A 25,761-nucleotide genomic window follows, 5' to 3' on the forward strand; every position below is an offset into this window, starting at 1 on the left:
ACCCCCCATTTTTTAATAAATCGTGTTACAATAAAAAAAGGCTAATACGACGGAGGGATTAAATGACAATTCGTAAAGAACGACGCCGCTTAGAAAAGCGCTTGAAGCGCACACAATATACCCAAAAAAGTATTACGATGGCTACTACTTTAGTAGCGGGATCAACGTTTATCCCGACCTTAGGGCATGCGGCTGAAACGGCAACGACAGAAACTAGCAATGACCTCAAGGTCGTTGAACAAACAACAAACACTACACCAGAAACCGACAGCACACCGGTTGAGGAAACGACAGCATCGACGACAGCACCTGTTGTGACCGAAGAAACTTCGGAAACGACGGAGGAGTCAGGGACGGAAGTAGTCACTGAGGGATCAGAAACAGCGACGACAGAAAGCACAACAGTCGCTAGTGATGAAGTCTTAGAAGCAGATGAAGTACCATCAGCCCTTTCGGATTTGACCAGTCGGGCATTATTTTCACGGGCAACGATCGATCCGGCTGCCTTTATCAGTCAGATTTGCGGCTATGCAACGGAAGTAGCGGCAGCAAACGATCTGTATGCCTCTGTCATGATGGCACAAGCGATTTTGGAATCTGGCTGGGGCGCATCAACTTTGACGACCACGGCCAACAATATGTTTGGGATCAAAGGTAGCTATAATGGCCAATACGTGACAATGGATACGTATGAAGATGATGGTTCAGGCAATTATTATTTGATCAGCGCCAAGTTTCGGAAATACCCATCATTAAAAGAGTCTTTTGAAGACAATGCGTATGTGTTGCGCAACACGAGTTTTTCTAGCGGCAACTACTATTACAGCGGTGCGTGGAAAAGCAATACGACCTCTTACACGCAAGCGACCGCTTGGCTGCAAGGGCGGTATGCAACCGATACTTCTTATGCCAGCAAATTAAACAATTTGATCAGTACGTATAATTTAACGCAATATGACACTGGCAGCTCAAATGCAGGCGGCGGCAATAGCAATGAAACGATCGTCAGTGATGAAACAGCGATCAATCAGCAAATGAAAACCACGTCATCCATGAATATTCGTTCGGATGCCTCCACCAGTGCCTCTATTACTGGTTCGTTAGCAGCCAATACGACGTTTACGGCAACGGCGACCAAAACGGGCACCAGCGTCAACGGCAACACCACGTGGTATAAAATTTCTGGCAAAGGCTGGGTCAGCGGTGCATATTTGACGAAGGTTTCGACCGATTCTTCAAATAACAATAGCGGATCAGGCAACACCGGTTCTGACAATAGCAATTCTGGCACGACGATCAACAAAAAAATGAAGACGACGGAAGCGATGAATATTCGTTCCAGCGCTTCTACTAGCGGATCAGTGGTAGGATCACTTAGCAAAGGCACGACCTTTACAGCCACTTCTATGAAAACCGGCACATCAGTCAACGGCAACAAAAATTGGTACTATGTCTCTGGCAAAGGTTGGGTCAGCGGTGCCTACCTTACTGAAGTGACCAACAATAATGCTTCTGAAGCAGAAAAAGAAGACAACAGTTCAAGCATCAATCAAAAAATGAAGACGACGGCCGCATTGAATGTCCGCTCGGATGCTTCTACCAGCAGCCGTGTCGTGACGACGCTTGGTCAAGGGGTGACCGTTACCGTGACAGCGAAAAAGAACGGCACTTCAGTGGAAGGCAATAAAACGTGGTACTACGTTTCTGGCAAAGGTTGGGTCAGTGGTGCCTACTTGACAACAACCAGCAGCTCTTCCAATAACAGCGGTTCAACGACGACAAATCAGAAAATGAAAACCACCGATATTTTAAATGTTCGTTCCGATGCTTCTACCAGCAGCAGTATTACTGGTTCTTTAAGTAAAGGGGCAACCGTCACGGTTACCGCAACAAAAACCGGGACGACCGTCAATGGCACGAACAAATGGTATTATGTTTCTGGCAAAGGCTGGGTCAGCGGTGCCTACTTGACAGCTGCTAGCAGTGGGTCTTCTAATACGAATACCAGCAGTAGTTCAACGAAGACGCACACGGTGAAATCAGGTGACAGCCTATGGTCACTGGCACAAAAATACAACACCAGCATCAGCCAAATCGCATCATGGAACAAGATCAACAGCAGCTATACGATCTATGTCGGGCAAAAGTTGATCGTTTCCAAATAATAAGCAAAAGCAACCGCGTGTATGCCATTGGCTCACGCGGTTTTTTATGCTGGATCAAGCGTTCACTAAGCTGCTAGCGGTTTATCAAGAAACTACTTGTTTTTCGTAAGCGCAATCAAACTATTTGGTCAATCAGGGAACCCTGCGTTAGAATGAAAGAAGCAATAGAAATTGCTAGTTTTAAAAGAATTGCTTCAGAACCAGAACAATCGAAGCGTACACAAAATAAGGAGGATTTCACATGCACAACAGAAACCTAACGATTATTGGCAGTTACGACACTCGAACAGAAGTATTACCGGTTATTGAGCAATTGACAAACGAAGGCTATGGCAAAGACGATATCGTGCTGTATGCGAATCAAACAGTCATCGATCAATTTGGGTTAGAATCCATCGATGATGTGGAAGTGGAGCATGCTGCTAGTGAAGACGAAGATCGTTCGCTTTGGGAAAAAATCAAAGATGCGTTTTCTTTTGGCGATTCAGATCACAGAGACGATGAACATGATCCATTATACGGCTACCGAGATGACATCGAACGAGACAAACTCGTTGTCGGCGTCTACGATTATCAGCCGATGGACAAAATAACGGATCGTGATGCAGATACTGAGCCAATCATCGATCAACCGTTACCAGGTGAAACAGCGATGCCCGATGAGTCCGTTCATCCAACACCGCGCATGGGAGACAGTGATATTGAAGCACCGATCCATGACCCGAATCATCTGCGAAACTTATAAGTAAAAGAATTTCTTAAGTAAAGGAACCATTAAAGCCAGAGGAACGAGCATCCGTCGCACCTGCCAACCCTTAGTGAAGGGATGGGCCCGCAGGTGATCGACCGTCGCCCTCGGTTTTTTTTGTTGCGCAACGGGCATTCATGTCTTTGTCATCTTTGAAAATAAAACTTAATTTGTTGACGATTGCTTTTTTTTGTATAATATAAGAATGAGATAGATCATTGACGGAAGGTCCAACCATATTTTTGGGAAAGGATGGGGAGTGCGATGAAATTCAAGTTCAATATGCAGTCGGCATTAGTCAGTTGTTTTGTTGCGGTTTTTTTGAGTGTGGCGATCAATCAAGATGCCAATGCCTTTGTTGCCGCGCCCTTTGTTCGAGATTCTTCCAGTAGTTCCTCCGAGCCACCTTACCAGACCGCAAGCAGCAGTATCGAAGAAACCTCTGATTCCAGTCAGATTTTTTATGAAGCCAGTGTTAGTTCGTATACACCGTCTTCAACGACTAGTCGCTCGATCGAAGCGTCGACAAATGAAGGCACGTCTGTTTCTGTAAGCGAAGTAGAGACAGAGCCTAGCGTCAGTACTTCTGCAAGTAGCGAAAGCAGTTCGAGTACCGCGCCGAGTGGCGGCTCAACGACCACCAGCGATACCTCCAGCAGTAGCGCTAGCAGCAGTTCTTCAAGCTCTTCGTCTACGAGTTCGACCAGTACTACAACAAGCAGCTCCAGCAGTGAAACGACTGAACCGTCTTCGGAAACCTCCAATAGCGATGACGAAGCTGCGGAAGATACGAGTGAAAACGTTGATCTAACAGTCGAAGGAGTCAACTGATCCCAGTTTATAAGGAAAACCAGTCCAATCCAAAGGCACCATTTCAGCTAGGCTTTATGCCTAGCTTTTTTATTTGCTTGTGTGAAGGAGGTCACGCCCGGCCATTGCTATAAACAGGCTTTTTCGTTGCTGTGTTTCCGTAAAGTCGCAGAAAGCAGCTATCCCTTTTGACTAGTGAAAAAAGCGACTACCCTCAGTCCTGCGTGTTTATTTTCTTCCTTCCTAAAAAAAGCTGCACTTGCAAGCATATCGTAAAGTGATTTTGAACAGTTTCGCTATAATAAGTGCGAGGAGGGGTGTTATGGGAAAGTATTTTAAGCACTTCGAAAAAATGATTAGTGTGATTGTTGATATTATGTTAGGACTGTTGGTTCTGTTGGTTTTGGTGGTGATGGCGGAAGCGATCTATAAAATCGTTGTCCATGTGATCCCGCTGCATGAAGTCAGTGATCTTTCCTTATTGATCGAAGAGATCGCGACATTGTTTATTTTACTGGAAATTATTTTGATGTTATTGCGTTACGTAAAAGAAGGTCACCATATTCCGGTGCGTTACTTGATTTTGATCAGTATTACAGCAATTTTAAGAGAGCTGCTTTTGGCACAAGGAAAAGGGTTAGAAACGCTCTTTTTGGCCTTAGCGATCTTGGTCTTGATCATTGTGCTGCAGGCGTTGGAAAAACTCAAAGCCTTTCATAGTTCTAAAGGACTGTAAAAAAAATCATCCGATTGGTTGACGAATGACTCGTCAAGGGATCGGATGATTTTTTAATTCTTCAAAAAGCACTCGGCTTTCTTGCTGCAGCCGCTTGCCGATATCTGTTTGCCCTACCGTTGTTCTTTCCGTTTGCCGCACGACGATTTTTTTCTGAGTGACGATGTCACGTCGCTGCTGGATGGCTTGCTGGCGATCTGTAAAGGGTTGATGGGCTGCTAAGGTCATGCCGAAGGAATTTGACAACAGCGTGTAACCAGCAATGCCTGTGACGGATTGATAGGAGCGAGAGAGTCCGCCATCGATCACCAATAAACGACCATTTGCCTTGATGGGCGTCTCACCTTTACGCACTTTCACAGGGGTGTGGCCATTGATGATGTGGCCTGTCGGCGGCAGACCGAAGGCAGCTAGGACACGGCAGCAGAAGTCTTCGTTTTCCCTTAAAGAATAATAGGCATTTTTTTGTTCCGTATGGGTGTTGCGATCTGCTATAAAGTAGCGCTCAAAGGTTTTCATGGCTTTTTTGCCGAAGAGGGAAGAGCCTTCGCCGCACCAAAGATACCAGATCATATCGGTGGCAAGGTCTGTTTGCTTTTCTGGTTGGACAAAGCTTTCCTGCAAACATTGCTGAAAAAAGTCCATCAACGCTTTGCCTGCTAAGGGCTGCTGCTGGAAAGTAAAGGCCAGGAAATCGCCGTTTTCCTGACAAGGCAGGCAGCCGTGATACAGCAGGTTGTCGTTGAAGCGCTGGTACAATGTGCCATGCTCAACTAAAAAGCGCATATGCGCAGCTAAGCGGGGCGAGCGTTGAAATTGGCTCAGCAAATCTTGCAGTACCTCATGTTCTTCTGCTGTCAAACGGTAAGGATCATCGGGATCTACTAGTTGAAAACAGCCGTTGATCAAAGGATAGGTCTGGTCTAGCTGGATTTGTTGCCGATCTTGAGACAAGCGATGCAACAAGCAGCGCTCTGCCATCGCAAATGCTGGTCGCCGCTGGATCACGGCTGCTTCGACTTTGAATTGGATGATGGCAAACGCCTGTTGCAAAAGCATGGCTGCTTTTTTTTGCTGGCTTGATAAAGGGTCCACTGTTTTTTGCGGATAAAAGCCTTCATTTTCTGTGTAATATTTTTGGCTAAAAGCCAGTGCTTTTGATAGATCGATCCCATAACCATCTTGTAATAATGCCAGATTGCCGTAGCGAGCAGCGATGCGGATCGTATTGGCCAAACAGGGCAGCGAGCCGCAAAAGCTGCCGATCCACAAAATATCATGGTTGCCTAGCTGAATATCCAGTGAGGGCAAAGTCATCAAGCGATCGAAGATTTTGTCTGGCGCTGGTCCGCGATCATAAATATCGCCTAAGACGTGGAGATGATCCACTACGAAGCGCTGAATCAAGTACGCCAGTTCTTGGCAAAAAAGCGGGGCTGCCTCTAATTCAATGATCTTATCAAAAATCGCCCGATAGTAAGCTTCTTTATTGAAGTCAGCATCATATTGGTACAACAGTTCTTCTAAGATATAAGCAAAAGAAGACGGCAGTGCTTTGCGTACCTTGGAGCGTGTGTATTTACTGGAAGTAAAGCGGGCAACTTTCACTAGCTGTGCCATCTTTAAGCGCCAATCGGCAGGGGTCCATGCCTGTTCTTGTAATAGCTCCTCTGGATAATAAATGACAAAACAAAGTTCGGTCTGTTCTTCTTTCGTCAAGACGCCAGTAAACAAAATCTCGACTTTTTCTCGGATACTGCCAGAACCATTCCGCAAAATATGGTCAAAGGCATCGTATTCACCATGCAGATCGCTGACAAAGTGCTCGGTGGCTTTCGGCAGCTGCTGGATGGCTTCCAAGTTGATGATCTCGGTCAGGTTTGCCAAGGCGTCTTTATTGAACATGGGCCTGTTCTTTGGCTTGTTCTTCAATCAGCATCGCGCTTTCTTCAATGGAGCGTTTGCTGACATCGATCACCGGAATGTTCAGCTTTTTGAACCATTCATTCGCGTAAGCTAATTCTGCTTCGATTCGTTCACAATTGGTGTAATGGGTCTCTTCTTTTAAGCCCAATGAATGCATTCGGGATCGCCGAATCTCGGTCAGAGATTCTGGATTCGTGGTCAAACCGACCATTTTTCGCGGGTCGACTTGGTGCACTTCGGCTGGCAAAGCAACTTCAGGAATCAAAGGCAGATTTGCCACTTTGTAGCCGCGGTTTGCCATGTATAAACTCAATGGTGTCTTCGAGGTTCGCGAAACCCCTAAGAGGACAAAGTCAGCATCGAGAAATCCCCGTGGGTCTTTGCCGTCGTCGTATTTCACCGCAAATTCCATCGCTGCCACCCGGCTGAAATATGCTTGGTTCAAGCGATGCAAGGCACCAGGCTCTTGGACGGCTTCTACACCGAATGTTTTTTCCAGCATCGTGGTCAAGGGCGACATAAAGTCGACATACTGCAAACCAGTCCGCTTGGCAAAGGCATCAACAAAGGCGACTAACTCTTTATTGACTAAGGTGGTAACGACGATCGATTTGTCTAGCAAGGCATCTTTGAGGATCTCGCCTAAGCTCTCTTCATCATTAGTAAAGGGAAAGAGCTGGATGTCTGAAAGGTCGATCGTGGGAAACTGCGCGGAAACGGCTGCGATCAGCTTTTGTGCCGTTTCGCCTACGGAATCTGAAATCAAATATATTCGAACGTTCTTCATTGTTTTTGCCCCCTAAAAGTGTGTGTTGTCACTGTCATTGCCTGCTTGAATAAAGTAATTCATCAGCCGTGTCTTCGTGATTTTGCCGATGACTTTTTTTGGTTCCTGCGGATCGACCACAGGCAAGGTATCGACTTCATGTCGCCCTAACAACGTACCAGCCGTCAAAATCGTTTCTTCGGGTGTGATGGTCACGATGTTTGGCATGCGAGTCATGATCATCGCTACAGGTGTTTTTTCTGGTGCGGCATTGCTGATCGCAAAGCGCAGTAGGTCTTTGCGGGAGAGGACCCCAATCAGCTCGTCTTGGTCATTTTTGACATAGAGGGAACCGACATCGTACATAAACAAAGTCGTGACCGCTTCATAAACGGAGACCGTTTGTGAGATCAGCAACGGTGGGATCATGATTTCTGCAACTTTGGTATGATAGAGTTTTTCGAAAAGCAAAGGCTCAACGGTTTGTCCTGTATAGAAATAGCCGACTTTCGGTCGGGCGTCTAATAAACCGGTCATGGTCAAAATCGATAAGTCATTCCTCAAGGTTGCGCGGCTCAAGCCCAACTGCTTCGCAATGGTCTCCCCACTGATCGGCTGATGCTCTTTGACGATCTCAATGATTTTCATTTGTCTTTGGCTTAATTCCAATGTGTCACCTTCTTTCTTTTATGTGCTATGCTATTAATTATATGATTTTCCGAATAAAAAGGCAATCCTTCTCTTTTAAAAAGGATAAATCCCTTAAAAGTTTTCTTTTTTCAGCTTGACGATTAAATGTGTCATACTATATACTGCTAATTAATCGAAATAGTATATAACATTTAAAAGGAGGAACATGATGGAAAAAGCAGTCGTATGGTTTTCAGAAGGCACAAAAGAGCAAAAAGCACTATTAGGCGGGAAAGGGGCAAATCTTGCGGAGATGACCAATTTGGGTTTGCCTGTTCCCCAGGGATTTATCGTCCCTGCGACTATTTGCCTGACCTATTTAGAAGAACAGGTTCTTCCTGAGGCGATCATCAAGCAAGTCAAAGCTGCCATCGAAGAATTGGCAGTCCGCAGGAACAAAACATTTGGCGGACTGCAGTCGCCGTTGTTGGTTTCTGTCCGCAGTGGGGCTAAGTTTTCCATGCCAGGGATGATGGATACGATCTTAAACCTTGGGTTGAATGATGAAACCGTCCAAGGCTTGGCTCAGCAGACGGGGGACCCCGTTTTTGCTTATGATTGTTACCGCCGTTTGATCCAAATGTATGGGGATGTGGTGAAAGGTGTAGCAAAAGAGCACTTTGAAGCCTACTTGACAGATTATAAGAAACAGCAGAATTATGCGTCAGACCAAATGATGACCGGCAATGATTGGCAAATGATCTGCCGCGTGTTTCAAAGTATTTATATGGAACATACTCAAGAAGCGTTTCCGCAAGACCCGTTTCAGCAATTGTTGGCAGCCATCACGGCGGTTTTTCGCTCATGGAACAACCCACGGGCAAAGACCTACCGATCTCTCCATCGCATCCCTGACGATCTAGGGACTGCCGTAACGATTCAAGAAATGGTGTTTGGTAACAGCGGGATAAATAGCGGGACGGGTGTCGCCTTCACCCGCAATCCAGCAACCGGGGAACCGGGACTTTTCGGCGAATTTTTAGTGTGTGCCCAAGGGGAAGATGTGGTTGCAGGGATTCGTACACCGCAACCGATCCAAGCGTTGGCACAGCAGCATCCCATGATCTATCAGGAATTAAAGCAACTGGCTGAGCGTTTGGAGGATCACTATCAAGACATGCAAGACATTGAGTTTACCATCGATGACGGCCAGCTGTTTGTCTTGCAAACGAGAAACGGCAAACGAACCGCCGCTGCCGCAGCGCAAATCGCAACGGATATGGTCGCAGAAGGTCGGATCACTATTAGGCAAGCACTAGATCGCATCACACCAGAAATGATCGATCAATTGCTGCACCCGTTATTTGCCCCCGAAGCCTTACAGCAAGCCAAAGCCTTTGCGCAGGGCTTGCCGGCTAGTCCAGGAGCAGCTTCAGGACATGTCTATTTCACTGCAGAGGCGGCGGAAAAAGCCAACCGCGCAGGAGAAAAAGTCCTGCTGCTGCGGCAGGAAACCTCACCTGAAGATATTGAAGGCATGGTGGTGAGTGAAGCGATCATTACCGCTCGTGGGGGGATGACTTCGCATGCGGCGGTGGTCGCCCGTGGTCTGGGGGTCTGCTGTGTGGTAGGGTGCGAGGCATTAAGTGTCGATGTATTTTTGAAGCAGGCTCGCTGTGGTGAGCTGCTGATTGAAGAAGGTGACGTGCTTTCGGTAGACGGCAGCACTGGCAAACTGTATCAAGGGCAGCTGCCTATGACCAGTGTCCAGGAGCGGGTCTTGCTGGATCAGCTTTTGACGTGGGCACAAGCCCAGGCAGATCTAAAGGTTTACGCAAATGCGGAAACAAAAAATGACATTGAGGCTGCGCTGGCCTTTGAGGCAGCGGGCATCGGTCTGGCACGGACGGAGCATATGTTTTTTGGGGAAGAGCGTTTGTGGAAAATGCGGGAAGTCATTTTGGCAGAAACGAAGGCGGAACGATTGAAGGCGTTGGCTGAGATCAAGGCTTATCAAAAAGCCGATTTCCAAGAAATGCTGCAGGCCGCGCAAGGAAAGAAGTGCACGATTCGTTTATTAGATCCGCCACTTCATGAATTTTTGCCCCATGAGCATGAACGCCTTGAAATGGCTCGCCGCAGTCAAAAATCATTGGCAGTGATCGAGCGGCGAATTGCCGAGCTGCAAGAGGTCAATCCCATGATGGGGCATCGCGGCAGCCGTTTAGGACTGAGCTATCCAGAAATTTATGAAATGCAAACAGCGGCGATTTGTGAAGCGGCTGTGGAATTACGGCAGCAAGGAGTCGAGGTAGAGGCGGCGATTTTATTGCCCCTGATCAGTTTGCCCGCAGAGCTGCAGGTGTTGAAAGCGACGTTGACGCAGGTGATCGCTCAAGCAGAAGCAACCCTGCAGCAACCGTTGCACATCGAGATCGGCATGATGATCGAGACACCTAGAGCGTGCTTGATCGCTGGGGAGTGTGCTGAAGATGCTGCGTTCTTTAGTTTTGGTACCAATGACTTGACCCAAATGACCTTTGGCTTTTCGCGGGATGATGCAGGCAGCTTTATTCAAGCCTATTTGCAGTCGGGGATCTTACAAGAAGATCCTTACCAGCACTTAGATCAGGCGGGTGTTGGCACGTTGATGCGCCAAGCGATCACTGGCGTAAGAGATCGTCAGCCAGAGCACTCGATCGGTGTTTGTGGCGAAGTCGGTAGTGATCCCTATTCCATTGCATTTTTGCGAGAGATCGGCATCGACTATGTTTCTTGCTCCCCATACCGAATCCCTGCTGCCTGGTTAGCGATCGCCCAATCCGCCCCCATCATCGAAGAGGCGTCAGTGGGCTCCCGCTAAAATAGGAGAAAAAAATACACCGCAGTCCACTAGCAAGGCTCGCCTGCTTGGTGGATTACGGTGTGTTCGTGCAGCGTCGTTCTTACAGGGGCTGATCCGTTTTTTGAATCGCGGGTTTGCGTCCTTTTAAATACCAAGTGATCCCAATGACATGGGCGAGGTAGATGGCAGCGAGGACGAAACGTACCAGCAGATTAGGGATCAATAGTGCAGGAATTGCAAAGACTACCAGCATCATGGCAAACATCCGAACCATTCCCTTGGTGCTCAGCTGTTTTTGTACGAGTGGTTTTTCAATGTATTTTTGATAATTTTCTGATTGAACCAAGCGTTGATAATAGGTATCGGAACTCCGCAGCCAGAAATAAGCCGTCAGCAAGTAAAAGACCGTTGTGGGTAAGAAAGGTAAAAAGATTCCTAAAGTACCTAGACCGAATGTCAGTGATCCACAAAGAAAAAATAGTGTTTTTTTCAAAAGTAACCCTCCTTATTTGGGTGTTTCGTGTCTTACCCTCAGTATAACGGAGGAGGGGCAGCTTGAACATGCGTTTTGTGTTTTTCCCCGTTTTTTAGCGGCAATAAGAGTTTTTCTTCCCCTTACTCCTGCTTTTTTGATAGACTAGAAACAACACAAAGGGGGAAGCAGCATGGAAACGATTGAATTGAATACCGGCATTCAGATTCCAGTGATCGGCAGTGGGACGAATACATTTGGGAAAGAAAACCGAGAATACCAAGGTGCGATCAATGATGATACGACAGAGCTGTTGACTGCCATCAAGCTTGGGTATCGGCATTTTGATACGGCGATTTCTTACCGCAACGAAGCCGTGGTTGGCAAAGCCATCAAGGAAAGCGGGATCGACCGCAGCGAATTTTTCCTGACTTCTAAGATTCCTGGCAAACCAGAGCATACGCAAGATGCAGCTGCCGTGAAAGCGTCTGTCGAAGCGAGTTTAGCAGCCTTGCAGACGGAATCGATCGATCTTTATTTGATCCATCATCCGTGGGACAACTTGGCAGAGATCGCAGCTGTCTGGGCGGTTCTTGAGGCTTATGTCGATAAAGGAGTCTTAAAAGCGATCGGGGTGTCCAATTTCCAAGAAGAAGAACTTAGCTATTTATTGGCAAACAGTCGGATCAAACCAGCGGTCAATCAAATCGAATCGCATCCAGGCAAGTGGAACGATGCGATCATCGCCTATTCCTTAGCCAATCAGGTAGTTCCAGAAGCCTGGGGGCCACTTTCACGGATTTCAGAAGCGGCACGGGAAACCTTGACCCAAATCGGTGAAGCGTATCAAAAAACCTGGAGCCAAGTGGTCTTGCGTTACCAAATCGAGCGTGGGGTGATCGTGATTCCGAAATCCCATTCAGAAAAACATCAAGCCGAAAATTTAGCGCTCTTTGATTTCGCTTTAACTGCGGAAGAAAAAGCCGTCATCAAAGAATTATAGGCAATAAAAAGCAGTCCCATTAAAGGGAACCTGAAGCCAGTGCGGAAACTTCCGTGCTGGCTATTTTTATGCAGTCGCAACGCTCCTTCATGACTGAGGAGTTTTTCTATTCGTTAGATCAGCAACCGTAAGCCTTAGCAAAAAAAGAAAATGCGCTTGCAGCCGTTTCTGCCAATGAACCCTCTTAATCATTCAAAGAAATAACCGATTATCCTTACTAAGGGTCGTCTACGGACGAGTCTTCATTGGATCGTGTGAAATTGGAAATGAAGGAGTGGCACAGTTGTGAAAAAAAGAAAAAAGACGATAGGAATTTATGTGATGATCACCTTGATGCTGGTTGCGGGGATCCCGATCATTGTCATGCTGACAAGTTCCTATTTAACCACCAAGAACTTATTGATTGAACGAAATGATTTGAACAAAGAAAGTGCCGTCAATTTGATCTTGGCGGAAGAAAAGAGTTTGCGCCGATCGACGGAAAGCAAATTGAAGTCAATGGCTGAACTGCCAGCGATGAAAACAGAATTCAGCATGGGGCGCATCCGTTCAGATCTTTCTTTAGCGATTGCTGGGAGCAACAGCTTCTTAGCGGTGACTTTTGGGACAGAAGATGATGAGTATGTGACCTTCAATCCCTTACCAGATGATTATAAACCTACGATTCGGCCATGGTACAAAGGGGCCGTAAAAGCCGAAGGAGAAGTGTATTGGACAGCACCTTATTTAGATACGGTGTCGAATCAATTTGTGACGTCGGCTTCGATCAGGGTCAAAAATTCCCATAATCAAGTGGGGGTTTTAAGCGTCGATGTTTCCTATGAAAGCATTCAAAACATCTTGTCTTCCTTTACCGTAGGGCGGACTGGGAATGTCACCTTAGTTTCAGAATCTGGGGTCATCGTGACCTCAAAAAACACCAAACAAATCGGTAAGAATATCAAAGAAGAAGAAGTGTTCCAAAAAATCAAAGAAGCCAAAGATCCGACAGGCATGGTTGGTTTAGGCGACTCGAATAAAGTCAACGATGTGTTGTATGACAAGTCTGCTGATTCCAATGTTTGGGCGTACTCCGAAGTCAAAGCTAGTGATCTAGACAAAGAGTTAGGGGCGTTAGTCCGCACCACCATTATCGTTACGATCTTGATGCTGCTCTTTGTAGGACTGGTTTCTTATGCCGCGATCAAAGTAGTCGCAGCGATCATCGATTGCTTCAATCGTTACTTTAGAAAAGTCGGTGAAGGCAAACTAGAGAAGATGAGCAAAACCAAAAGAGCCAAAGGCGAAAAATGGACATGGGATCAATTGGCACGCCGAGTTGTATATCCAGACAAAGCAGGCAATGAGATCCAGCAAATGGCGGACAATTACAATGTGATGATCGAAGGCACGGGTGCATTGATCCAAAAAGTACAAAAAGAAAGCAACAGTGTCGCAGGAATGTCGGATTCTTTATTAGAATTGTCAAAACAAACCAATATTGCGACAGAAGAAGTCTCTCAAACCATTACGGGGATTGCTGAAGTGACCGGTGCGCAAGCCCAAGAAACAGAATACAGCGTGTCACAAATGCAAAACCTCTCGCAGGTCGTGAAAGAATTACGAGAAAATGTTGGCGGCATGAGCAGCAAGTCGCAAGAATCTACGAAGATCAATCAAGAAAACTTAACGATCATGGATCAAGTCGATGACAGCTGGCGACAAGAGTTGGCACAGATGGAGCGTTTGATGTCGAACATGACGGGAATGAATGATAGTATCCAAAACATCAACTCGATCATTGGGGTCATCAACGATATTTCTTACCAAACCAACTTGCTAGCCTTGAATGCATCGATCGAAGCCGCAAGTGCAGGTGAGTCGGGCAAAGGCTTTGCCGTCGTGGCTGCTGAGATCCGTAAATTGGCGGAACAAAGCAAGGCTTCTACCAAAGAGATCGAAGCGATCATTGAAGAAATTCGTGAGCAGTCTAGTCAAATGGTCAAACAAACGTCGGCGTCTGTCAAAGGCGGCGTTCGCCAAACCAACTTGATCAAAGAAGCGATCTCGTCTTCAAAAGAAGTTTTCCAACGCAGCAGCTATATGATCGAAGGCATCCATCATATTGAAGCAGCCAGTGCCCGTATCGAAAACATTCAAAACAGTGTACTGGAAAACTTAGAAAACATTTCCGCATCAACGGAAGAAAATGCCGCTGGTACACAAGAAGTTTCCGCAAATGCAGAAGAAGTCTTGGCAACCATGGATGAATTTACCAACCATGTGGCAGATCTCAGAGACATTGCAGAAGAGTTGAAGCGATTGACCAATCGGTTTGAAGTGGAAAAATAAATGATTGATTAGCGAGAGCTGATCATCCCCCCATTCCCAATAAATTCGTTGGTAATGGGGGTTTTTTGATGTGTATGGTTAAATCAGAATTGTCCAACTGCAAAAAAAGAAGGTCAGTTAGGAAACCGTAGGGTGAGGCATGAAGCATCTGTTATAATGAGAAGAAGCAACCAATGGCTGTCGACTTTTGCCAAGCAGCAACATCAGACAGGTGAACTGTGATTGCTCATTAAGAAGCGTACACTTTAAGTTGAGAAAAGGAGGGGTACGGTTGCTGAAGATTTTTGGAAAAGAATACCAATTGATTCGTCTCGCCTCTTGGCTGATGCTAGTTATGGGTATCATCATTTTAGGCTTAAAAGGGTTGCTTTTTATGGTTTTTGAGGTTCCTTTTATTGACCGTTCCACATTGGTGGGCATTGTCATCATTTGTTACGGCTACTACAATTTATTTATAGATAAAAAAAACGATCGCCTTTGAAAGGGGATCGTTTTTTTAATTGGAAAAGGTTATTTATTGAGCAGCTGCCGTTTCAGTCCGCTGAATGATCATCTCCACGCGGCGGTTTTCCGAGCGGCCTTGGGGGGTGTTGTTATCGGCTTTCGGTTCGGTATCGGCAAAGGCTTGGATGGCAGCATTTTTTTCTAAAACGGCGCCTTTGCTGATGAAGTACTCCATAACGGTAATGGCCCGAGCGGAACTAAGATCCCAGTTAGATTGGTAGCGGCCATTGCCTTTTTCAGGTACGTTATCGGTATGCCCAGCGATCACGATTTTGTTGGCTTTTAATTTTTTTAGTGAGTCCGATAGCAGATCCAGTGACTGACGAGTGGTGTCCGTGATCTCGGCGCTGCCAGAGGCAAACAAGATGCTGCTGGCAAGCGTGATATGCAAGCCATCGGATTCCAAGCGGACTTCTGTCTGCTCTTTTAAGCCAGAAGCTGCCAGCTCTTGTGCCAGCTGGTCGCTGATTTTTTCTAGTTGCTGATTTTCTAGTTGGGTCCGAACCGCTGCTTCTTGCGCTTGTGCTTCGGCAGAAGTGGCGGCTTTTTTTCGCGGCGTGGTCTCGCCCATATCGATCACCGACCCAATCACAGATGAATTGCTGTGGTGGCTGGAAAGGATGGTGCCAAATTCGCTTTTGATTTCTTGGAACTTCTCATCATCGACTTTCGCCATGGCAAACATGACGATGAACAAAGCCAGCAGCAAGGTCAACATATCCGAGTAAGGCAAAAGCCACGCTTCGTCTACATGTTCTTCATGTTTCTTTTTTCGCTTCATGTCGCTTCACCCTTTATAATTGTTCTTGCCGTTTTTTCGGATCGATCAAGCTGTATAATTTTTTCTCAATGCTTTTCGGCGATTGTCCGGCTTGGATCGCTAAGACCCCTTCCACGATGATCGACATCATTTGGACCTCTTGCTCCGATTTCAAGGTCAGGCGTGAGCTAAAGGGAATGAACAGGACATAGCCGAAGAAAATACCATAAAGGGTCGCCACGAAGGCCGCCGAGATCATGTGCCCCAGTGCCTCTACATCCTCTAAATTACCTAGCGCCCCAATCAGCCCGATCACGGCTCCTAACACCCCTAAGGTCGGGGAACTCGTTCCGGCGGTTTTAAAAATAGCCGAGCCGATGCGATGCCGTTCTTCGATCCCATAGATCTCATTCTCCATGATTTCTTGGATCTGTTCGGCAGCGATGCCATCAACCACCATTTCCAAGCCCTTTTTTAAAAAAGGATCTTCTAAGTTTTGGATGGCACCTTCAAGAGATAACAAACCGTCGCGCCGGGCTTGGTTGGCTAATTCAACGATGGTATTGATGGTTGTTTTTAAGTCGTATTCTTTATTTTTCAGCAGAACGCCGAAGATCTTCGGGATTTTTTTGATATCACTGCTGGGAAATGAATTGATAACGGCTGCGATCACACCAACGAAAATGATGATCGCGGCTGCCGGATTGATCAAAACGGCCACATTGGCACCTTTTACAATCATCCCAACCACCACAGATATCAATCCTAAAATAATACCGATCAGCAAGAAAAAATCCATTTGTTGCGTCCTCCTAAATTCTATTTCCAGGTTTTAAACCCTCATTTATTTTATCGGTGAATTAAAATCATTCTTAATAGCAAAAAAAAATAATCCTAAAAATAACTAAAATAAATTTTCAGCTTCTTCTTTTTTTGTTGTTTTTTGGACAAGTTGCGGCAAATTTTTGAAATGGTACAGCTTGCAATTTTTGTGAATATTTATAGATGGTACCGTTTTTTTTCGTGAATCGTTTCTCAGGGTTTGTCATGTCATTCAGCACAAATGAAAATGTTTTAATCAATTTTTCGAATAATGCTTGTTTTTTTATCAAAAAACTGATTTTGATCAAAAGGCATAGATATGCTTGTAAAACGCTTTATATCGATCGTTTACTTTTTATAACTGGGGACGAAATTGCGATGAAACAGTGTTTAACAAATAACATAACATGGTTGTAACTTAAATGTCATACCCGTAAAGTTGCAAAAATCAAATTGTAAAATAAAAATAATTCTACTATAATGACATCACGTCTTCTTGTTTTTTTAATCTATAACAAAAAAATAAATAAATATATTTGTTTCTGTTCCATCGCTGAAAAAAACGTTTGGTACAGAAGGTGGAAGGAGCAATTATTGTTGGATACCTATGATTTATTAAAAACAGCCATGAACGTTTCTGCCCAACGCGCAGAATTGATTTCGTCTAATATCGCCAATGTCAACACGGATGGGTACAAAGCCAAACGCATCGTGTTTGAAAGCGAATTAAAGCAGGCACTCGCTTCATCAGGGACGGACGCTGCAACCGAAGCGTCAGTTTCTCAAGTAAAACCGAAAATCACTGAAAATGCAACTACCAGCATCAAAGACAACGGCAATAACGTGGATCTTGAAGTGGAGATGTTGGATCAAGCAGCCAATGGGTTATATTACAGTGCATTGACCGCACAAGTCAACGGTCGCTTGCAAATGATGAACCTTGTATTGAGTAATTGATAGAAAGCGCAGGAAAAACAAATGGGTATGTTTAATGGACTAACGATCAACGCGAGCGGTCTAGCATTGGAACGGTTAAAACTAGATACGATCTCCAGCAATATCGCAAATGTAAATACGAATCAAACACAAACAACCGCTGCTTATCAAAAAAAGAGTATTCTTTTTTCAGAAAATTTAAAAAATAGTCGCGAAGGAACACCGGCTACATACGGTGTCAAAGTGACGGGGATCGCTGCCGATGAGACGGAAAAACTGACCTATGATCCTACCAATCCCGCTGCGAATGATGAGGGATATGTCGGTCAATCAAATGTGGATATTGCCGATGAAATGGTGGCAATGTTGCAAGCGGTTCGAACGTACGAAGCCAATGTTTCTGCTTCAGAAATGAATAAAACGATCTTGAAAAAAGCATTAGAAATATCAAAGGGGTAACGAGAAAATGGATGGACTTTTAACGACAGGATTAACGGACTACCAAAACGTTTTGCGGACACTAGGCACGGGGGCTGCTTCAAACGAGACCAGTGTTGCAGGCGCCGAGGAAAATCAGTTTTCTTCTTACTTGACCCATGCGGTCGATCAGTTGAATCAAAAAACGGCGGTCATGGATCAAGATACTGTAAATTTGATCACCGGCGATGAAAGCGATCTAGGGAATGTGATGATTCGCATGACGGAGGCGCAATTGGCGCTACAAACAGCCGTTCAAGTACGAAACAAGTGTTTAGAAGCTTACAATGACGTGAAAAATATGCAGTTTTAGCAGTGGGTGAGGGAATAAGGATAAATGATGGATAAAGTGAAAGAATGGACAGAACAACTCAAAGACCGTTGGCAAATGCAAAGCTCTTTAAAGAAAATGATCGTTGTTCTTTCCGTTATCAGCGTTCTCGGAATCACAGCAGCTGTGTATTATTTAAATACGCGAATTGAATACGGTATCTTGTTTACGGATCTAAGCGATGCCGATGCGGGAACGATCAGCAAGGATTTGGAGGAACAGCAGATCGCCTACAAATTAGCCGACAATGGGACGACTATTTTGATCGACAAGGACCAAGTCGATGAATACCGCATCAATCTTGCCGTGGACAATAAATTACCAAATACCAGTACAGGCTTTGAATTATTTGATGATGCCAACATGATGACAACCGACGAAGACCGCAAGATCATGTATCAGCGGGCAGTAACGGGCGAACTGCAACGGGCGATCGAGTCGATCGATGCGGTCAAATCCGCCAAAGTTTTACTCGTGATGCCAGAAGAAAGTGTCTTTTCTTCTGAGGAAAGTGCGCCAACTGCTTCTATCGTGTTGACCTTGAAAAATCAGCAGATTGCAGACGAGTCCGTGCAAGGGATCGTTACCTTGACTTCAGGGGCAGTGGAAAAGCTGAAGCCAGAAAATGTAAAAGTCGTTGATAGTGCGGGCAATACCTTGACGAGAACCGAAGATGAAGCCAGTCAATTAAGTGGCCTGAACAATAAATACATTGCCATCAAAGATTCCTACGAAAAAACGCTAGAAGAAAAAGTAGCGAAGCTGCTGACACCGATCTATGGTGCAGACAAATTCCAAGTGTCGATCAATTTAGACTTGAATTTTGACTCGATCGAGCGGAAGAAAGTCACTTATGATGACCCAGAGATCAAGAGTGAGACAGTGCAGGCTGCTGGTTCGCAAGGCACCGTCCAAGAAGCCCAAACAGGGACGGTGGATGACAATGTCTCCAATGTGACGGGTACGGATGGAGAGGGAAACAATTCCTATAGCCGTTCGGTGGAAAACGAATTGGATACCGAGACCACCACGACCATTACGGCCCCTGGCATGATCGAACGAATGACCAGCTCGATCGTGATCAATGCGAACCTTTCGCAAGCGGATCAAGCAGAATTGCAGCAGTTGATTGCTAGTGCCGTCGGCTATGACAATGACCGTGGTGATCAAATCGCGATCCAAGGATTTGACTTTGCCCAAGCAGAGGTTGATCCAGCCGTTGATCCGCAAGGGAATGAACCGATTGCAGCTGCCAAAGGTTATCTCAAGTATGCCATCATCGGCGGCATCGTGTTGACCTTGTTCTTAGTGATTTTAATGATCGTTGGCGTGATCCGACGTCGTCGTAAAGAAGACGAGCTGGAAGTCGATGTGACGGAGGAAATGGTCACTTTTGCACAACCGTCAGCAGTTAGCACTGGTACAAGTCCGTCAGTTGCACAAGAAGTCGTTTTTGGCGGTGTCGGCAATCGGTCTGCTGAAACGAAACCAGCGGTGCCAGAAGCATCCACACAAGAAGCCGCAGCAGAACATTCAGGAGAACCAACATTGGATCAAACGGCTAGAAATTATGCCGAAAGCAATCCTGAAGTAGCGGCGGAATTGATCAAAGCTTGGATGAAAGAAAAATAAGGGGGCAGCCATGGATACAATAGACGGGGTAAAAAAAGCAGCGATTCTTCTGATCTCTCTAGGATCAGATACCTCTGCAAAGATCATGAAGCTGCTGCCAGAATCATTTATACAAAAAGTGAGCTATGAGATCGCCAACATCGACTTTGTCAGTCCCGAAGAGCGGGATCAAGTATTGGAGGAATTTTCTCATACCGCAACGGCCCGCAAATATGTCTTAGACGGCGGGATCGATTATGCCAAAAATTTGCTGAACCAAGCATTAGGCCCTCAAAAAGCCAAAGAAGTCATTGACGTATTGACTCAGATCCAGCTGCGGGAACGGCCCTTTAATATCGCTCGCAAAGCCGATGTTCAACAGTTGACCAATCTGTTGATCGGCGAACATCCACAAACGGTAGCGTTGATTTTGTGCTACATGCAGCCGGACAAAGCGGCCAGCGTCTTGTCACAGTTTCCCGATCATTTGCAAGTGGAGATCGCTGAACGGATCGGGACGATCTCCAGTACGTCGCCTTTGGTGATCGAACGGATCGAAAAAGTGATCGAGAACAAATTCTCGAATTACATTGAGAACGATACGGAAAATGTCGGTGGTGTGCACACACTGGTAGAAATCTTGAACTCAGTCAGCCGCAGCACCGAAAAGAACATTTTGAACGACTTAGAAAAGCGGCAACCGGAACTATCCAACGAAGTGAAATCCAGCTTGTTTACTTTCGAGGATATCGTGACCCTCGATCGCTTGGATGTTCAAAAAGTCTTGCGAGATGTTCAAAACGATGTCTTAGTCTTAGCGCTTAAAGGCACGACCGATGACATCAAGAACTTTATTTTCTCCAACCTCTCATCACGGGCGGTGGAAAATCTGCAAGAAGAAATTCAATTTATGGGTCCTACCCGCTTATCTGCTGTAGAAGAAGCCCAACAAAGTGTGGTGGCTGTGATTCGACGGCTAGATGAAACCGGTGAGATCTACATCGGAAGGGGCGACCAAGATGCAGTGGTCAAATAGCAGTTTATTGAAGCAGCAGGCGGTCAAAACGACCGAAGCTGCGCGCAGTATTTTGACGGATACGACCATCAAAGCGCCGATTGAGAAACCAAGCTTAGATCCAGAACTGCAAGCGGCTAGACGTGCACGCCAGTTGGAGCAGGAACGGCATCTGCAGCAAATGGAAGCCTTGAAGCAGCAGATTTTGACCGATGCACAAGAACAAGCGGCGCAAATTCTAGCAGAAGCGAGAACGGAAGGCTTTCAAGCAGGACAAGCAGACGGCTTTCAACAAGGCTATCAAGAAGGAATCAATGCCAGCAAAGAAGCCGCGCAAGCATTGATGGCACAAGCCCAAGCCAATGTCGCTGAAGTCGTTTCTGAGATCAACACCTTTCGCTCAGAGAAAAAGCAAGAAATGATCGCTTACGGCACGGCAATCGCTGAAGCCTTGATTAATCAACGTTTTACAGATGAGCAAGCAGGCTTCCTGCCTTTTGTGGAGTCTGTGCTATGGCAATTTGAACAACCCGATCAATTTGTGACTGTTCGCAGCCAAGAGCAGCATCTTGCAGGGGTGCGAGAATTGTTGGAAACCAAAAAGCAGACGATCAGCGGGTTTCGCTATTTACTCATGGCAGATGACAGCTTGGCGGAACACGATTTTTGTATCGAATCTGAAAATGCCTTGGTGGTTTTTGAACTGAGGAAAGAAATCGCTCGCTTTTTGAGCCAATTTCTAGAAAGCAGTGTGAAGGAATGACGTTTGAATTACCGATCACAGCGCTGCGCAAAACGGCGCAAGCACAGCCGTTTTTTACCACCTACGGCAAAGTCAGCGAAGTCGTAGGTCTGCTGATCAAAGTCGAAGGGCTGGCGGTTTTCATAGGGGAAATCTGTGAAGTCGCATTGCAAAACAAGACACATACAGCCTTAGCTGAAGTCGTAGGCTTTGTAAAAAAAACCGTGCTCCTGATGCCCCTTGATCAGCTAGAAGGCATCGGACCGGGCTGTTTGGTGCGGCCAACTGGCAAATCGTTGACGGTAAAAATCGATGATACACTGCTAGGGCACACCTTAGATGGACTAGGGCGACCGTTAGATATGGCGCTGGAGCTGGAAAGTGCGCCAGAATATCCAGTTAGTCAAGATTCTCCTGACCCCTTTCGCCGTCAAAAAATCGCTGAGATCATGCCGACAGGTGTCCGGGCGATCGATGGTCTTTTGACCGTCGGCCTTGGCCAACGGATCGGCATTTTTGCCGGCAGCGGGGTCGGTAAGAGTACCTTATTGGGGATGTTGGCTCGTTATTGCGAAGCCGATGTCATCGTGATCGGCTTGATCGGCGAGCGGGGACGAGAAGTCAAAGAATTTATTGAAAATGATCTAGGCCCAGAAGGTTACCGCAAGTCGGTCGTTGTCTGTGCTACCTCCGATATGCCGCCTCTCGTACGATTAAAAGGGGCTCATGTGGCAACAGCGATCGCTGAGTATTACCGCGATCAAGGGAAGAAAGTCGTATTGATGATGGATTCGGTGACCCGTTTTGCGATGGCGCAGCGGGAGATCGGTCTATCGACTGGCGAGCCGCCGACGACCAAAGGTTATACCCCTTCTGTGTTTACAGCTTTACCGAAGTTGTTAGAACGCAGTGGGATGTCGGACAAAGGCTCGATCACGGCCTTTTATACTGTCTTGGTAGAAGGGGATGACATGAATGAACCGATCGCTGATGCGGTGCGGGGAATTCTTGATGGACATATTCTGTTGTCCCGAAAAATTGCCGCTCAAAATCATTATCCTGCCATCGATATTCAAAACAGCCTCAGCCGCTTGATGAAGACCCTTGTTTCTGAGGAACAGCATAAACATGCGGGGGAACTAAAAGAAAACATGGCCGTTTATGCAGAGGCCAAGGATTTGATCGATATCGGTGCCTACAAAAGCGGCAGCAATGCGTTGACCGACCAAGCGATCGCGCTGCATCACCCCATCCTGCGGTTTTTACAGCAAAAAGTGGATGAGCGGATCCCATTTGAACAAACGATTTTTGAACTGGCGCATTTGTTCAGTGAAGAAGCGCTGATCGAGCGCCAGCGTTCGACCATGTAAAACAGATCATAAAGGAGCAGCTATGCAAGCATTTCACTTTTCCTTAGAAAAAGTATTGGATCACCGAAAAACCATTGAGCAAGAAGCCAAACGCGCTTACGCCCAAAAACAACAGTTGTTGATTCAGCAAGAACAGCACCTGAATACGCTGACACAGGAAAAAGCCCAGCTTTTTGATGTCAATGAGATGACCATTGGGCGGATGCAAGTGCAACAACGCTATTTGCTTGCGTTGAATGCCACCATCGATGAGGTTCAGAACAAAATGTTTCACGTGAAGCAAGAATTGGCAGAGTCTTTATCGGTGGTGGTAGAAGCGCAGCAGGAACGCAAGATCGTGGAAAAGCTGCGAGAAAAACAATTCGCTGAATACACCTATGGACAGCAATTGGAAGAGCAAAAACAATTGGATGAGTTCGGCAATCGCGCCATATTTTCTTAAAGCACTAATGGTTTTAGTGATGAGACGACCTTGGTTTCAAAGCATCAGCTGAGAGGAGGTGAACAATGAAAGAGATCACAACAAGTGCCGCAACCGCTGTACCTGTCGGTAGCAAATCAAAAAAGACGGAGGCGTCACCAGAAGTCTTCAGTTTGCTGATGCAACAGCTGACGGAACAGACAGTAAGCAATCTGCCAGCATCCTTCGAACCATCAGGTATGACGGAGCAAACCGCCACCGCACCAGAAATGGGGATTGCCAGCAGTAGGGAACATCTGCCACAGGAGCCAGAAATCACTCCAGCAGTCGAACAACCTGCAACGACACAAGCGCCAGAAATGAGCCAGATCAGCCAGGCACCTTTTGCAGGCTTGGTTCAAGAAGCGCCACAGGCATCAATGGCAACGACGGAGCAGAACCAAACGAGCGCCACAGCAGCTTCTCTCGACAGTGTTTCAGCAGCTTTTCCAGCACCAATAGACGTAGCCACCACAGTCGTCAACCCCTCCGAGCCTGCGCTTGAAGGTCTAGCTTTGATGACAAATGACAGAAGTGAAGCCGCAGCAACAACGCTTGAAACACCTTTGCCAGAAGACTTAGTAGGCGAGGAGCAGACCACGGCAAAAGGAATCGCTCCTTTCAAGGAAATCAAGGAAGTCGATTCAGTAACACAAGCCGCGATTGCGCAAACGACAGAAGCACAGCTGAAACAGTCCACCGAAGGGACCGCGCAATTGGGCCAAACGGGACCATTAAATCAAGTGTCGCCAGTGACCAACCAAGCGACGGATACGACTAGCACCTTGCAACGCACGAATGAAACAGTCGCCAAAAAAGCGGAAGCTGTTTCTGCACAAGCCATTGCTTCTTCAGCAGTAACTGACAATGAAATGGCGGCACCAGCACTGCAGCTGCTTGATGTTTCTCCCCTTTTGACCAAGCAAGGACCAACGCCAACAAAAGCGAATATGGAACAAGCGGTCCTGCCCTTAGCAAAAGCGACTGCCCAACTTGTCCAAACGAGCAGCACGGCAAGCGAGAAAAAAATCACGCTGCAATTCGTTCCCGAAAAATTAGGCACGATCCAGCTTTCCCTAGAAACGAATGCCCAAGGCAGCCGCTTAGAACTGACCGTTCAGCAGCCGCAAGCCAAAGAATTATTGCTGTCCATCAAGCATGAGCTAGAGCAAGTTTTGCAAAAGCAAGAGCAGCCGATCCTAGCGATCAAAGAACCTACGTTAGCTTCTGTCCAGCAGGCTAGTCCGCTGGCAAATCAATCCTTTGCCGGCAGTATGATGGCAAGTGACAGTCAGTTAAGCCAACAGCGGTTTTTACAGGCTCAAAAAGGACAAAGCAAAAAGCCGTTTCATCAAAGCAATACGGCTGAAGAAGAGCCGCAATTAGCACCGATCGATCATGCGATCAGTATTTTAGTGTAAAGGAGGAGACCTATGGCAGATGAAATTACAGCAGCTGCGGCCGGTATTGCCAATACATCGGCATTAACGCAAACAAAAAAATCTTCAGATATCTCCATGGATGATTTTTTGAAGATCTTAGCCGCATCTATGAGCAACCCATCGATGGGAGGCAGCGATTCTTCTGGTGGTGGTAGCACCGACTATATCTCGCAACTGGTTCAATTTACGACCTTAGAGAGCTTGAATGAATTGAGCGAAACATTGACGACCTCGGTGATTTTACAGCAACAGCAGCAAGCTTTTAGCTTGATCAATAAACAAGTCACTCTGATGGACGGCACAGAAACATTGTCAGGAACCATCGAAAAAGTCCGCTTTGCCAATGGCTACGCCACGATCGTCGTAAATGGCAAAGAATACAGTATGAGTGCGATCCAAGAGATTGGCGGCGAAGCAAAATGAGTTTGACGATTCAACAGGGGCTGCAAAAAGTTGCCGGGGAGCCTTATCAACATCCCCGCAAAGGCGTGGACAAACAAGCCTTTTCTGCAATGCTTGAACAAAAACAAAGCGACATCAAAGTCTCCCATCATGCGCAAAAGCGTTTGACCGCAAGAGAATTGACCTTACAAGACGAGGATTATCAATCCCTTTCAACGGCGCTTAGTGAGCTCGCGGAAAAAGGCAGCAAAGAATCACTGCTTGTTTACAAAGATATGGGCTTGATCGCCGATGTCTATTCACGAACCATCATTACGGCGATGGGGATGAATGAGCTTCACACCGTCACCAATATTGACAGCGCCACATTTATCAAATAGCAGCTGGACTGAAAAGGGGCTGCAAGTATTTTCTGAATGACAGAGGAAAATACGCCAACCATAAGGAGGAAAACAAG

The 25,761-nt window shown here is 46.3% G+C and carries 25 protein-coding genes; 19 read left to right on the forward strand and 6 right to left on the reverse strand.

The window, feature by feature from the left end:
• Positions 1–62: 62 nt before the first annotated feature.
• The 4 genes from ACTW1R_RS00390 (at position 63) to ACTW1R_RS00405 (ending at position 4,459) form a co-directional block, all read left to right on the forward strand.
• Complete coding sequence (locus ACTW1R_RS00390; protein ID WP_123833493.1) at positions 63–2,165, forward strand: SH3 domain-containing protein; 2,103 nt, start codon at positions 63–65, stop codon at positions 2,163–2,165.
• Positions 2,166–2,406: 241 nt separating this feature from the next.
• Entirely contained in the window at positions 2,407–2,910 is a 504-nt protein-coding gene (locus tag ACTW1R_RS00395) for a general stress protein (protein ID WP_005226556.1), read from the forward strand.
• 267 nt (positions 2,911–3,177) lie between these two features.
• The gene (locus ACTW1R_RS00400) at positions 3,178–3,744 is read left to right on the forward strand and encodes a hypothetical protein (protein WP_015508723.1); all 567 of its coding nucleotides are present in this window, start codon (positions 3,178–3,180) and stop codon (positions 3,742–3,744) included.
• 301 nt (positions 3,745–4,045) lie between these two features.
• Entirely contained in the window at positions 4,046–4,459 is a 414-nt protein-coding gene (locus tag ACTW1R_RS00405; protein WP_010748527.1) for a phosphate-starvation-inducible PsiE family protein, read from the forward strand.
• Between the two features lie 33 nt (positions 4,460–4,492).
• Here ACTW1R_RS00405 and ACTW1R_RS00410 read toward each other — a convergent pair whose 3' ends face one another.
• The 3 genes from ACTW1R_RS00410 to ccpN are packed head-to-tail and all read right to left on the reverse strand — an operon-like array spanning position 4,493 to position 7,820.
• Positions 4,493–6,364: a fructose-1,6-bisphosphatase gene (locus ACTW1R_RS00410; protein ID WP_489927371.1), complete on the reverse strand. Its 1,872-nt coding sequence runs from the start codon at positions 6,362–6,364 to the stop codon at positions 4,493–4,495.
• Positions 6,354–7,172 carry a pyruvate, water dikinase regulatory protein gene (locus ACTW1R_RS00415; RefSeq protein WP_005226564.1) on the reverse strand — a complete coding sequence of 273 codons (819 nt, stop codon included), beginning with the start codon at positions 7,170–7,172 and terminating at the stop codon, positions 6,354–6,356. The genes ACTW1R_RS00410 and ACTW1R_RS00415 overlap by 11 nt, the downstream gene beginning before the upstream one ends.
• A 12-nt stretch (positions 7,173–7,184) precedes the next feature.
• Positions 7,185–7,820 carry a transcriptional regulator CcpN gene (gene ccpN, locus ACTW1R_RS00420; RefSeq protein ID WP_005226566.1) on the reverse strand — a complete coding sequence of 212 codons (636 nt, stop codon included), beginning with the start codon at positions 7,818–7,820 and terminating at the stop codon, positions 7,185–7,187.
• A 190-nt stretch (positions 7,821–8,010) separates the two neighbouring features.
• Between ccpN and ppdK the strand changes: the two genes are divergently transcribed.
• Complete coding sequence (gene ppdK, locus ACTW1R_RS00425; RefSeq protein ID WP_121260404.1) at positions 8,011–10,644, forward strand: pyruvate, phosphate dikinase; 2,634 nt, start codon at positions 8,011–8,013, stop codon at positions 10,642–10,644.
• 82 nt (positions 10,645–10,726) lie between these two features.
• Here the strand turns inward: ppdK and ACTW1R_RS00430 are convergent, their stop codons facing one another.
• Complete coding sequence (locus ACTW1R_RS00430; RefSeq protein ID WP_005226569.1) at positions 10,727–11,119, reverse strand: YbaN family protein; 393 nt, start codon at positions 11,117–11,119, stop codon at positions 10,727–10,729.
• Between the two features lie 172 nt (positions 11,120–11,291).
• On the opposite strand from ACTW1R_RS00430, the gene ACTW1R_RS00435 reads away from it, so the two are divergent.
• From ACTW1R_RS00435 to ACTW1R_RS00445, 3 genes are all read left to right on the forward strand, one after another.
• Positions 11,292–12,101, forward strand: a complete 810-nt coding sequence (locus tag ACTW1R_RS00435; RefSeq protein WP_005226570.1) for an aldo/keto reductase family protein — start codon at positions 11,292–11,294, stop codon at positions 12,099–12,101.
• 285 nt (positions 12,102–12,386) lie between these two features.
• Positions 12,387–14,432: a methyl-accepting chemotaxis protein gene (locus ACTW1R_RS00440; RefSeq protein WP_142424501.1), complete on the forward strand. Its 2,046-nt coding sequence runs from the start codon at positions 12,387–12,389 to the stop codon at positions 14,430–14,432.
• Positions 14,433–14,703: 271 nt separating this feature from the next.
• Positions 14,704–14,913, forward strand: coding sequence for a hypothetical protein (locus tag ACTW1R_RS00445; protein ID WP_128489218.1), 210 nt, complete (start codon positions 14,704–14,706; stop codon positions 14,911–14,913).
• 33 nt (positions 14,914–14,946) lie between these two features.
• Here ACTW1R_RS00445 and ACTW1R_RS00450 read toward each other — a convergent pair whose 3' ends face one another.
• Together ACTW1R_RS00450 and motA are read right to left on the reverse strand one after the other, a co-directional pair.
• Positions 14,947–15,717, reverse strand: a complete 771-nt coding sequence (locus ACTW1R_RS00450; RefSeq protein WP_115231520.1) for an OmpA/MotB family protein — start codon at positions 15,715–15,717, stop codon at positions 14,947–14,949.
• 13 nt (positions 15,718–15,730) lie between these two features.
• Positions 15,731–16,495, reverse strand: coding sequence for a flagellar motor stator protein MotA (motA, locus tag ACTW1R_RS00455; protein ID WP_005232810.1), 765 nt, complete (start codon positions 16,493–16,495; stop codon positions 15,731–15,733).
• 620 nt (positions 16,496–17,115) lie between these two features.
• Here motA and flgB point away from each other — a divergent pair.
• From flgB to ACTW1R_RS00510, 11 genes are all read left to right on the forward strand, one after another.
• Entirely contained in the window at positions 17,116–17,475 is a 360-nt protein-coding gene (gene flgB / locus ACTW1R_RS00460; protein WP_017144455.1) for a flagellar basal body rod protein FlgB, read from the forward strand.
• Positions 17,476–17,496: 21 nt separating this feature from the next.
• Entirely contained in the window at positions 17,497–17,913 is a 417-nt protein-coding gene (flgC, locus tag ACTW1R_RS00465) for a flagellar basal body rod protein FlgC (protein ID WP_003129038.1), read from the forward strand.
• Between the two features lie 7 nt (positions 17,914–17,920).
• A complete protein-coding gene (gene fliE / locus ACTW1R_RS00470; protein ID WP_016608997.1) occupies positions 17,921–18,244 on the forward strand; it encodes a flagellar hook-basal body complex protein FliE in 324 nt (107 codons plus the stop codon).
• 27 nt (positions 18,245–18,271) lie between these two features.
• The gene (fliF, locus tag ACTW1R_RS00475) at positions 18,272–19,894 is read left to right on the forward strand and encodes a flagellar basal-body MS-ring/collar protein FliF (RefSeq protein WP_438755044.1); all 1,623 of its coding nucleotides are present in this window, start codon (positions 18,272–18,274) and stop codon (positions 19,892–19,894) included.
• Positions 19,895–19,904: 10 nt separating this feature from the next.
• On the forward strand, positions 19,905–20,909 hold the full coding sequence (gene fliG, locus ACTW1R_RS00480; protein WP_005226586.1) for a flagellar motor switch protein FliG: 1,005 nt from the start codon (positions 19,905–19,907) through the stop codon (positions 20,907–20,909).
• Complete coding sequence (locus ACTW1R_RS00485) at positions 20,893–21,651, forward strand: FliH/SctL family protein (RefSeq protein ID WP_270289969.1); 759 nt, start codon at positions 20,893–20,895, stop codon at positions 21,649–21,651. The genes fliG and ACTW1R_RS00485 overlap by 17 nt, the downstream gene beginning before the upstream one ends.
• Positions 21,648–23,000, forward strand: a complete 1,353-nt coding sequence (gene fliI / locus ACTW1R_RS00490) for a flagellar protein export ATPase FliI (protein WP_005226590.1) — start codon at positions 21,648–21,650, stop codon at positions 22,998–23,000. Before ACTW1R_RS00485 ends, fliI begins: the two co-directional genes overlap by 4 nt.
• Before the next feature lie 22 nt (positions 23,001–23,022).
• Positions 23,023–23,442 (forward strand): flagellar export protein FliJ, encoded by a 420-nt coding sequence (fliJ, locus tag ACTW1R_RS00495; RefSeq protein ID WP_270289970.1) that lies wholly within the window; start codon positions 23,023–23,025, stop codon positions 23,440–23,442.
• Positions 23,443–23,507: 65 nt separating this feature from the next.
• Positions 23,508–24,881: a flagellar hook-length control protein FliK gene (locus ACTW1R_RS00500; RefSeq protein ID WP_489927372.1), complete on the forward strand. Its 1,374-nt coding sequence runs from the start codon at positions 23,508–23,510 to the stop codon at positions 24,879–24,881.
• 12 nt (positions 24,882–24,893) lie between these two features.
• A complete protein-coding gene (locus tag ACTW1R_RS00505; RefSeq protein ID WP_003129052.1) occupies positions 24,894–25,325 on the forward strand; it encodes a flagellar hook capping FlgD N-terminal domain-containing protein in 432 nt (143 codons plus the stop codon).
• Positions 25,322–25,684, forward strand: coding sequence for a flagellar protein (locus ACTW1R_RS00510; protein ID WP_489927373.1), 363 nt, complete (start codon positions 25,322–25,324; stop codon positions 25,682–25,684). Before ACTW1R_RS00505 ends, ACTW1R_RS00510 begins: the two co-directional genes overlap by 4 nt.
• Positions 25,685–25,761 lie beyond the last annotated feature (77 nt).

It is taken from the genome of Enterococcus sp. R12, from assembly GCF_058135755.1.

Coding starts and splice junctions, on each gene's coding strand:
- ACTW1R_RS00390 (WP_123833493.1), top strand. CDS start 63: ATGACAATTCGTAAAGAACGACGCCGCTTAGAAAAGCGCTTGAAGCGC.
- ACTW1R_RS00395 (WP_005226556.1), top strand. CDS start 2,407: ATGCACAACAGAAACCTAACGATTATTGGCAGTTACGACACTCGAACA.
- ACTW1R_RS00400 (WP_015508723.1), top strand. CDS start 3,178: ATGAAATTCAAGTTCAATATGCAGTCGGCATTAGTCAGTTGTTTTGTT.
- ACTW1R_RS00405 (WP_010748527.1), top strand. CDS start 4,046: ATGGGAAAGTATTTTAAGCACTTCGAAAAAATGATTAGTGTGATTGTT.
- ACTW1R_RS00410 (WP_489927371.1), bottom strand. CDS start 6,364: ATGTTCAATAAAGACGCCTTGGCAAACCTGACCGAGATCATCAACTTG.
- ACTW1R_RS00415 (WP_005226564.1), bottom strand. CDS start 7,172: ATGAAGAACGTTCGAATATATTTGATTTCAGATTCCGTAGGCGAAACG.
- ppdK (WP_121260404.1), top strand. CDS start 8,011: ATGGAAAAAGCAGTCGTATGGTTTTCAGAAGGCACAAAAGAGCAAAAA.
- ACTW1R_RS00435 (WP_005226570.1), top strand. CDS start 11,292: ATGGAAACGATTGAATTGAATACCGGCATTCAGATTCCAGTGATCGGC.
- ACTW1R_RS00450 (WP_115231520.1), bottom strand. CDS start 15,717: ATGAAGCGAAAAAAGAAACATGAAGAACATGTAGACGAAGCGTGGCTT.
- motA (WP_005232810.1), bottom strand. CDS start 16,495: ATGGATTTTTTCTTGCTGATCGGTATTATTTTAGGATTGATATCTGTG.
- flgC (WP_003129038.1), top strand. CDS start 17,497: ATGGGTATGTTTAATGGACTAACGATCAACGCGAGCGGTCTAGCATTG.
- fliE (WP_016608997.1), top strand. CDS start 17,921: ATGGATGGACTTTTAACGACAGGATTAACGGACTACCAAAACGTTTTG.
- fliF (WP_438755044.1), top strand. CDS start 18,272: ATGGATAAAGTGAAAGAATGGACAGAACAACTCAAAGACCGTTGGCAA.
- fliG (WP_005226586.1), top strand. CDS start 19,905: ATGGATACAATAGACGGGGTAAAAAAAGCAGCGATTCTTCTGATCTCT.
- ACTW1R_RS00485 (WP_270289969.1), top strand. CDS start 20,893: ATGCAGTGGTCAAATAGCAGTTTATTGAAGCAGCAGGCGGTCAAAACG.
- fliI (WP_005226590.1), top strand. CDS start 21,648: ATGACGTTTGAATTACCGATCACAGCGCTGCGCAAAACGGCGCAAGCA.
- fliJ (WP_270289970.1), top strand. CDS start 23,023: ATGCAAGCATTTCACTTTTCCTTAGAAAAAGTATTGGATCACCGAAAA.
- ACTW1R_RS00500 (WP_489927372.1), top strand. CDS start 23,508: ATGAAAGAGATCACAACAAGTGCCGCAACCGCTGTACCTGTCGGTAGC.
- ACTW1R_RS00505 (WP_003129052.1), top strand. CDS start 24,894: ATGGCAGATGAAATTACAGCAGCTGCGGCCGGTATTGCCAATACATCG.
- ACTW1R_RS00510 (WP_489927373.1), top strand. CDS start 25,322: ATGAGTTTGACGATTCAACAGGGGCTGCAAAAAGTTGCCGGGGAGCCT.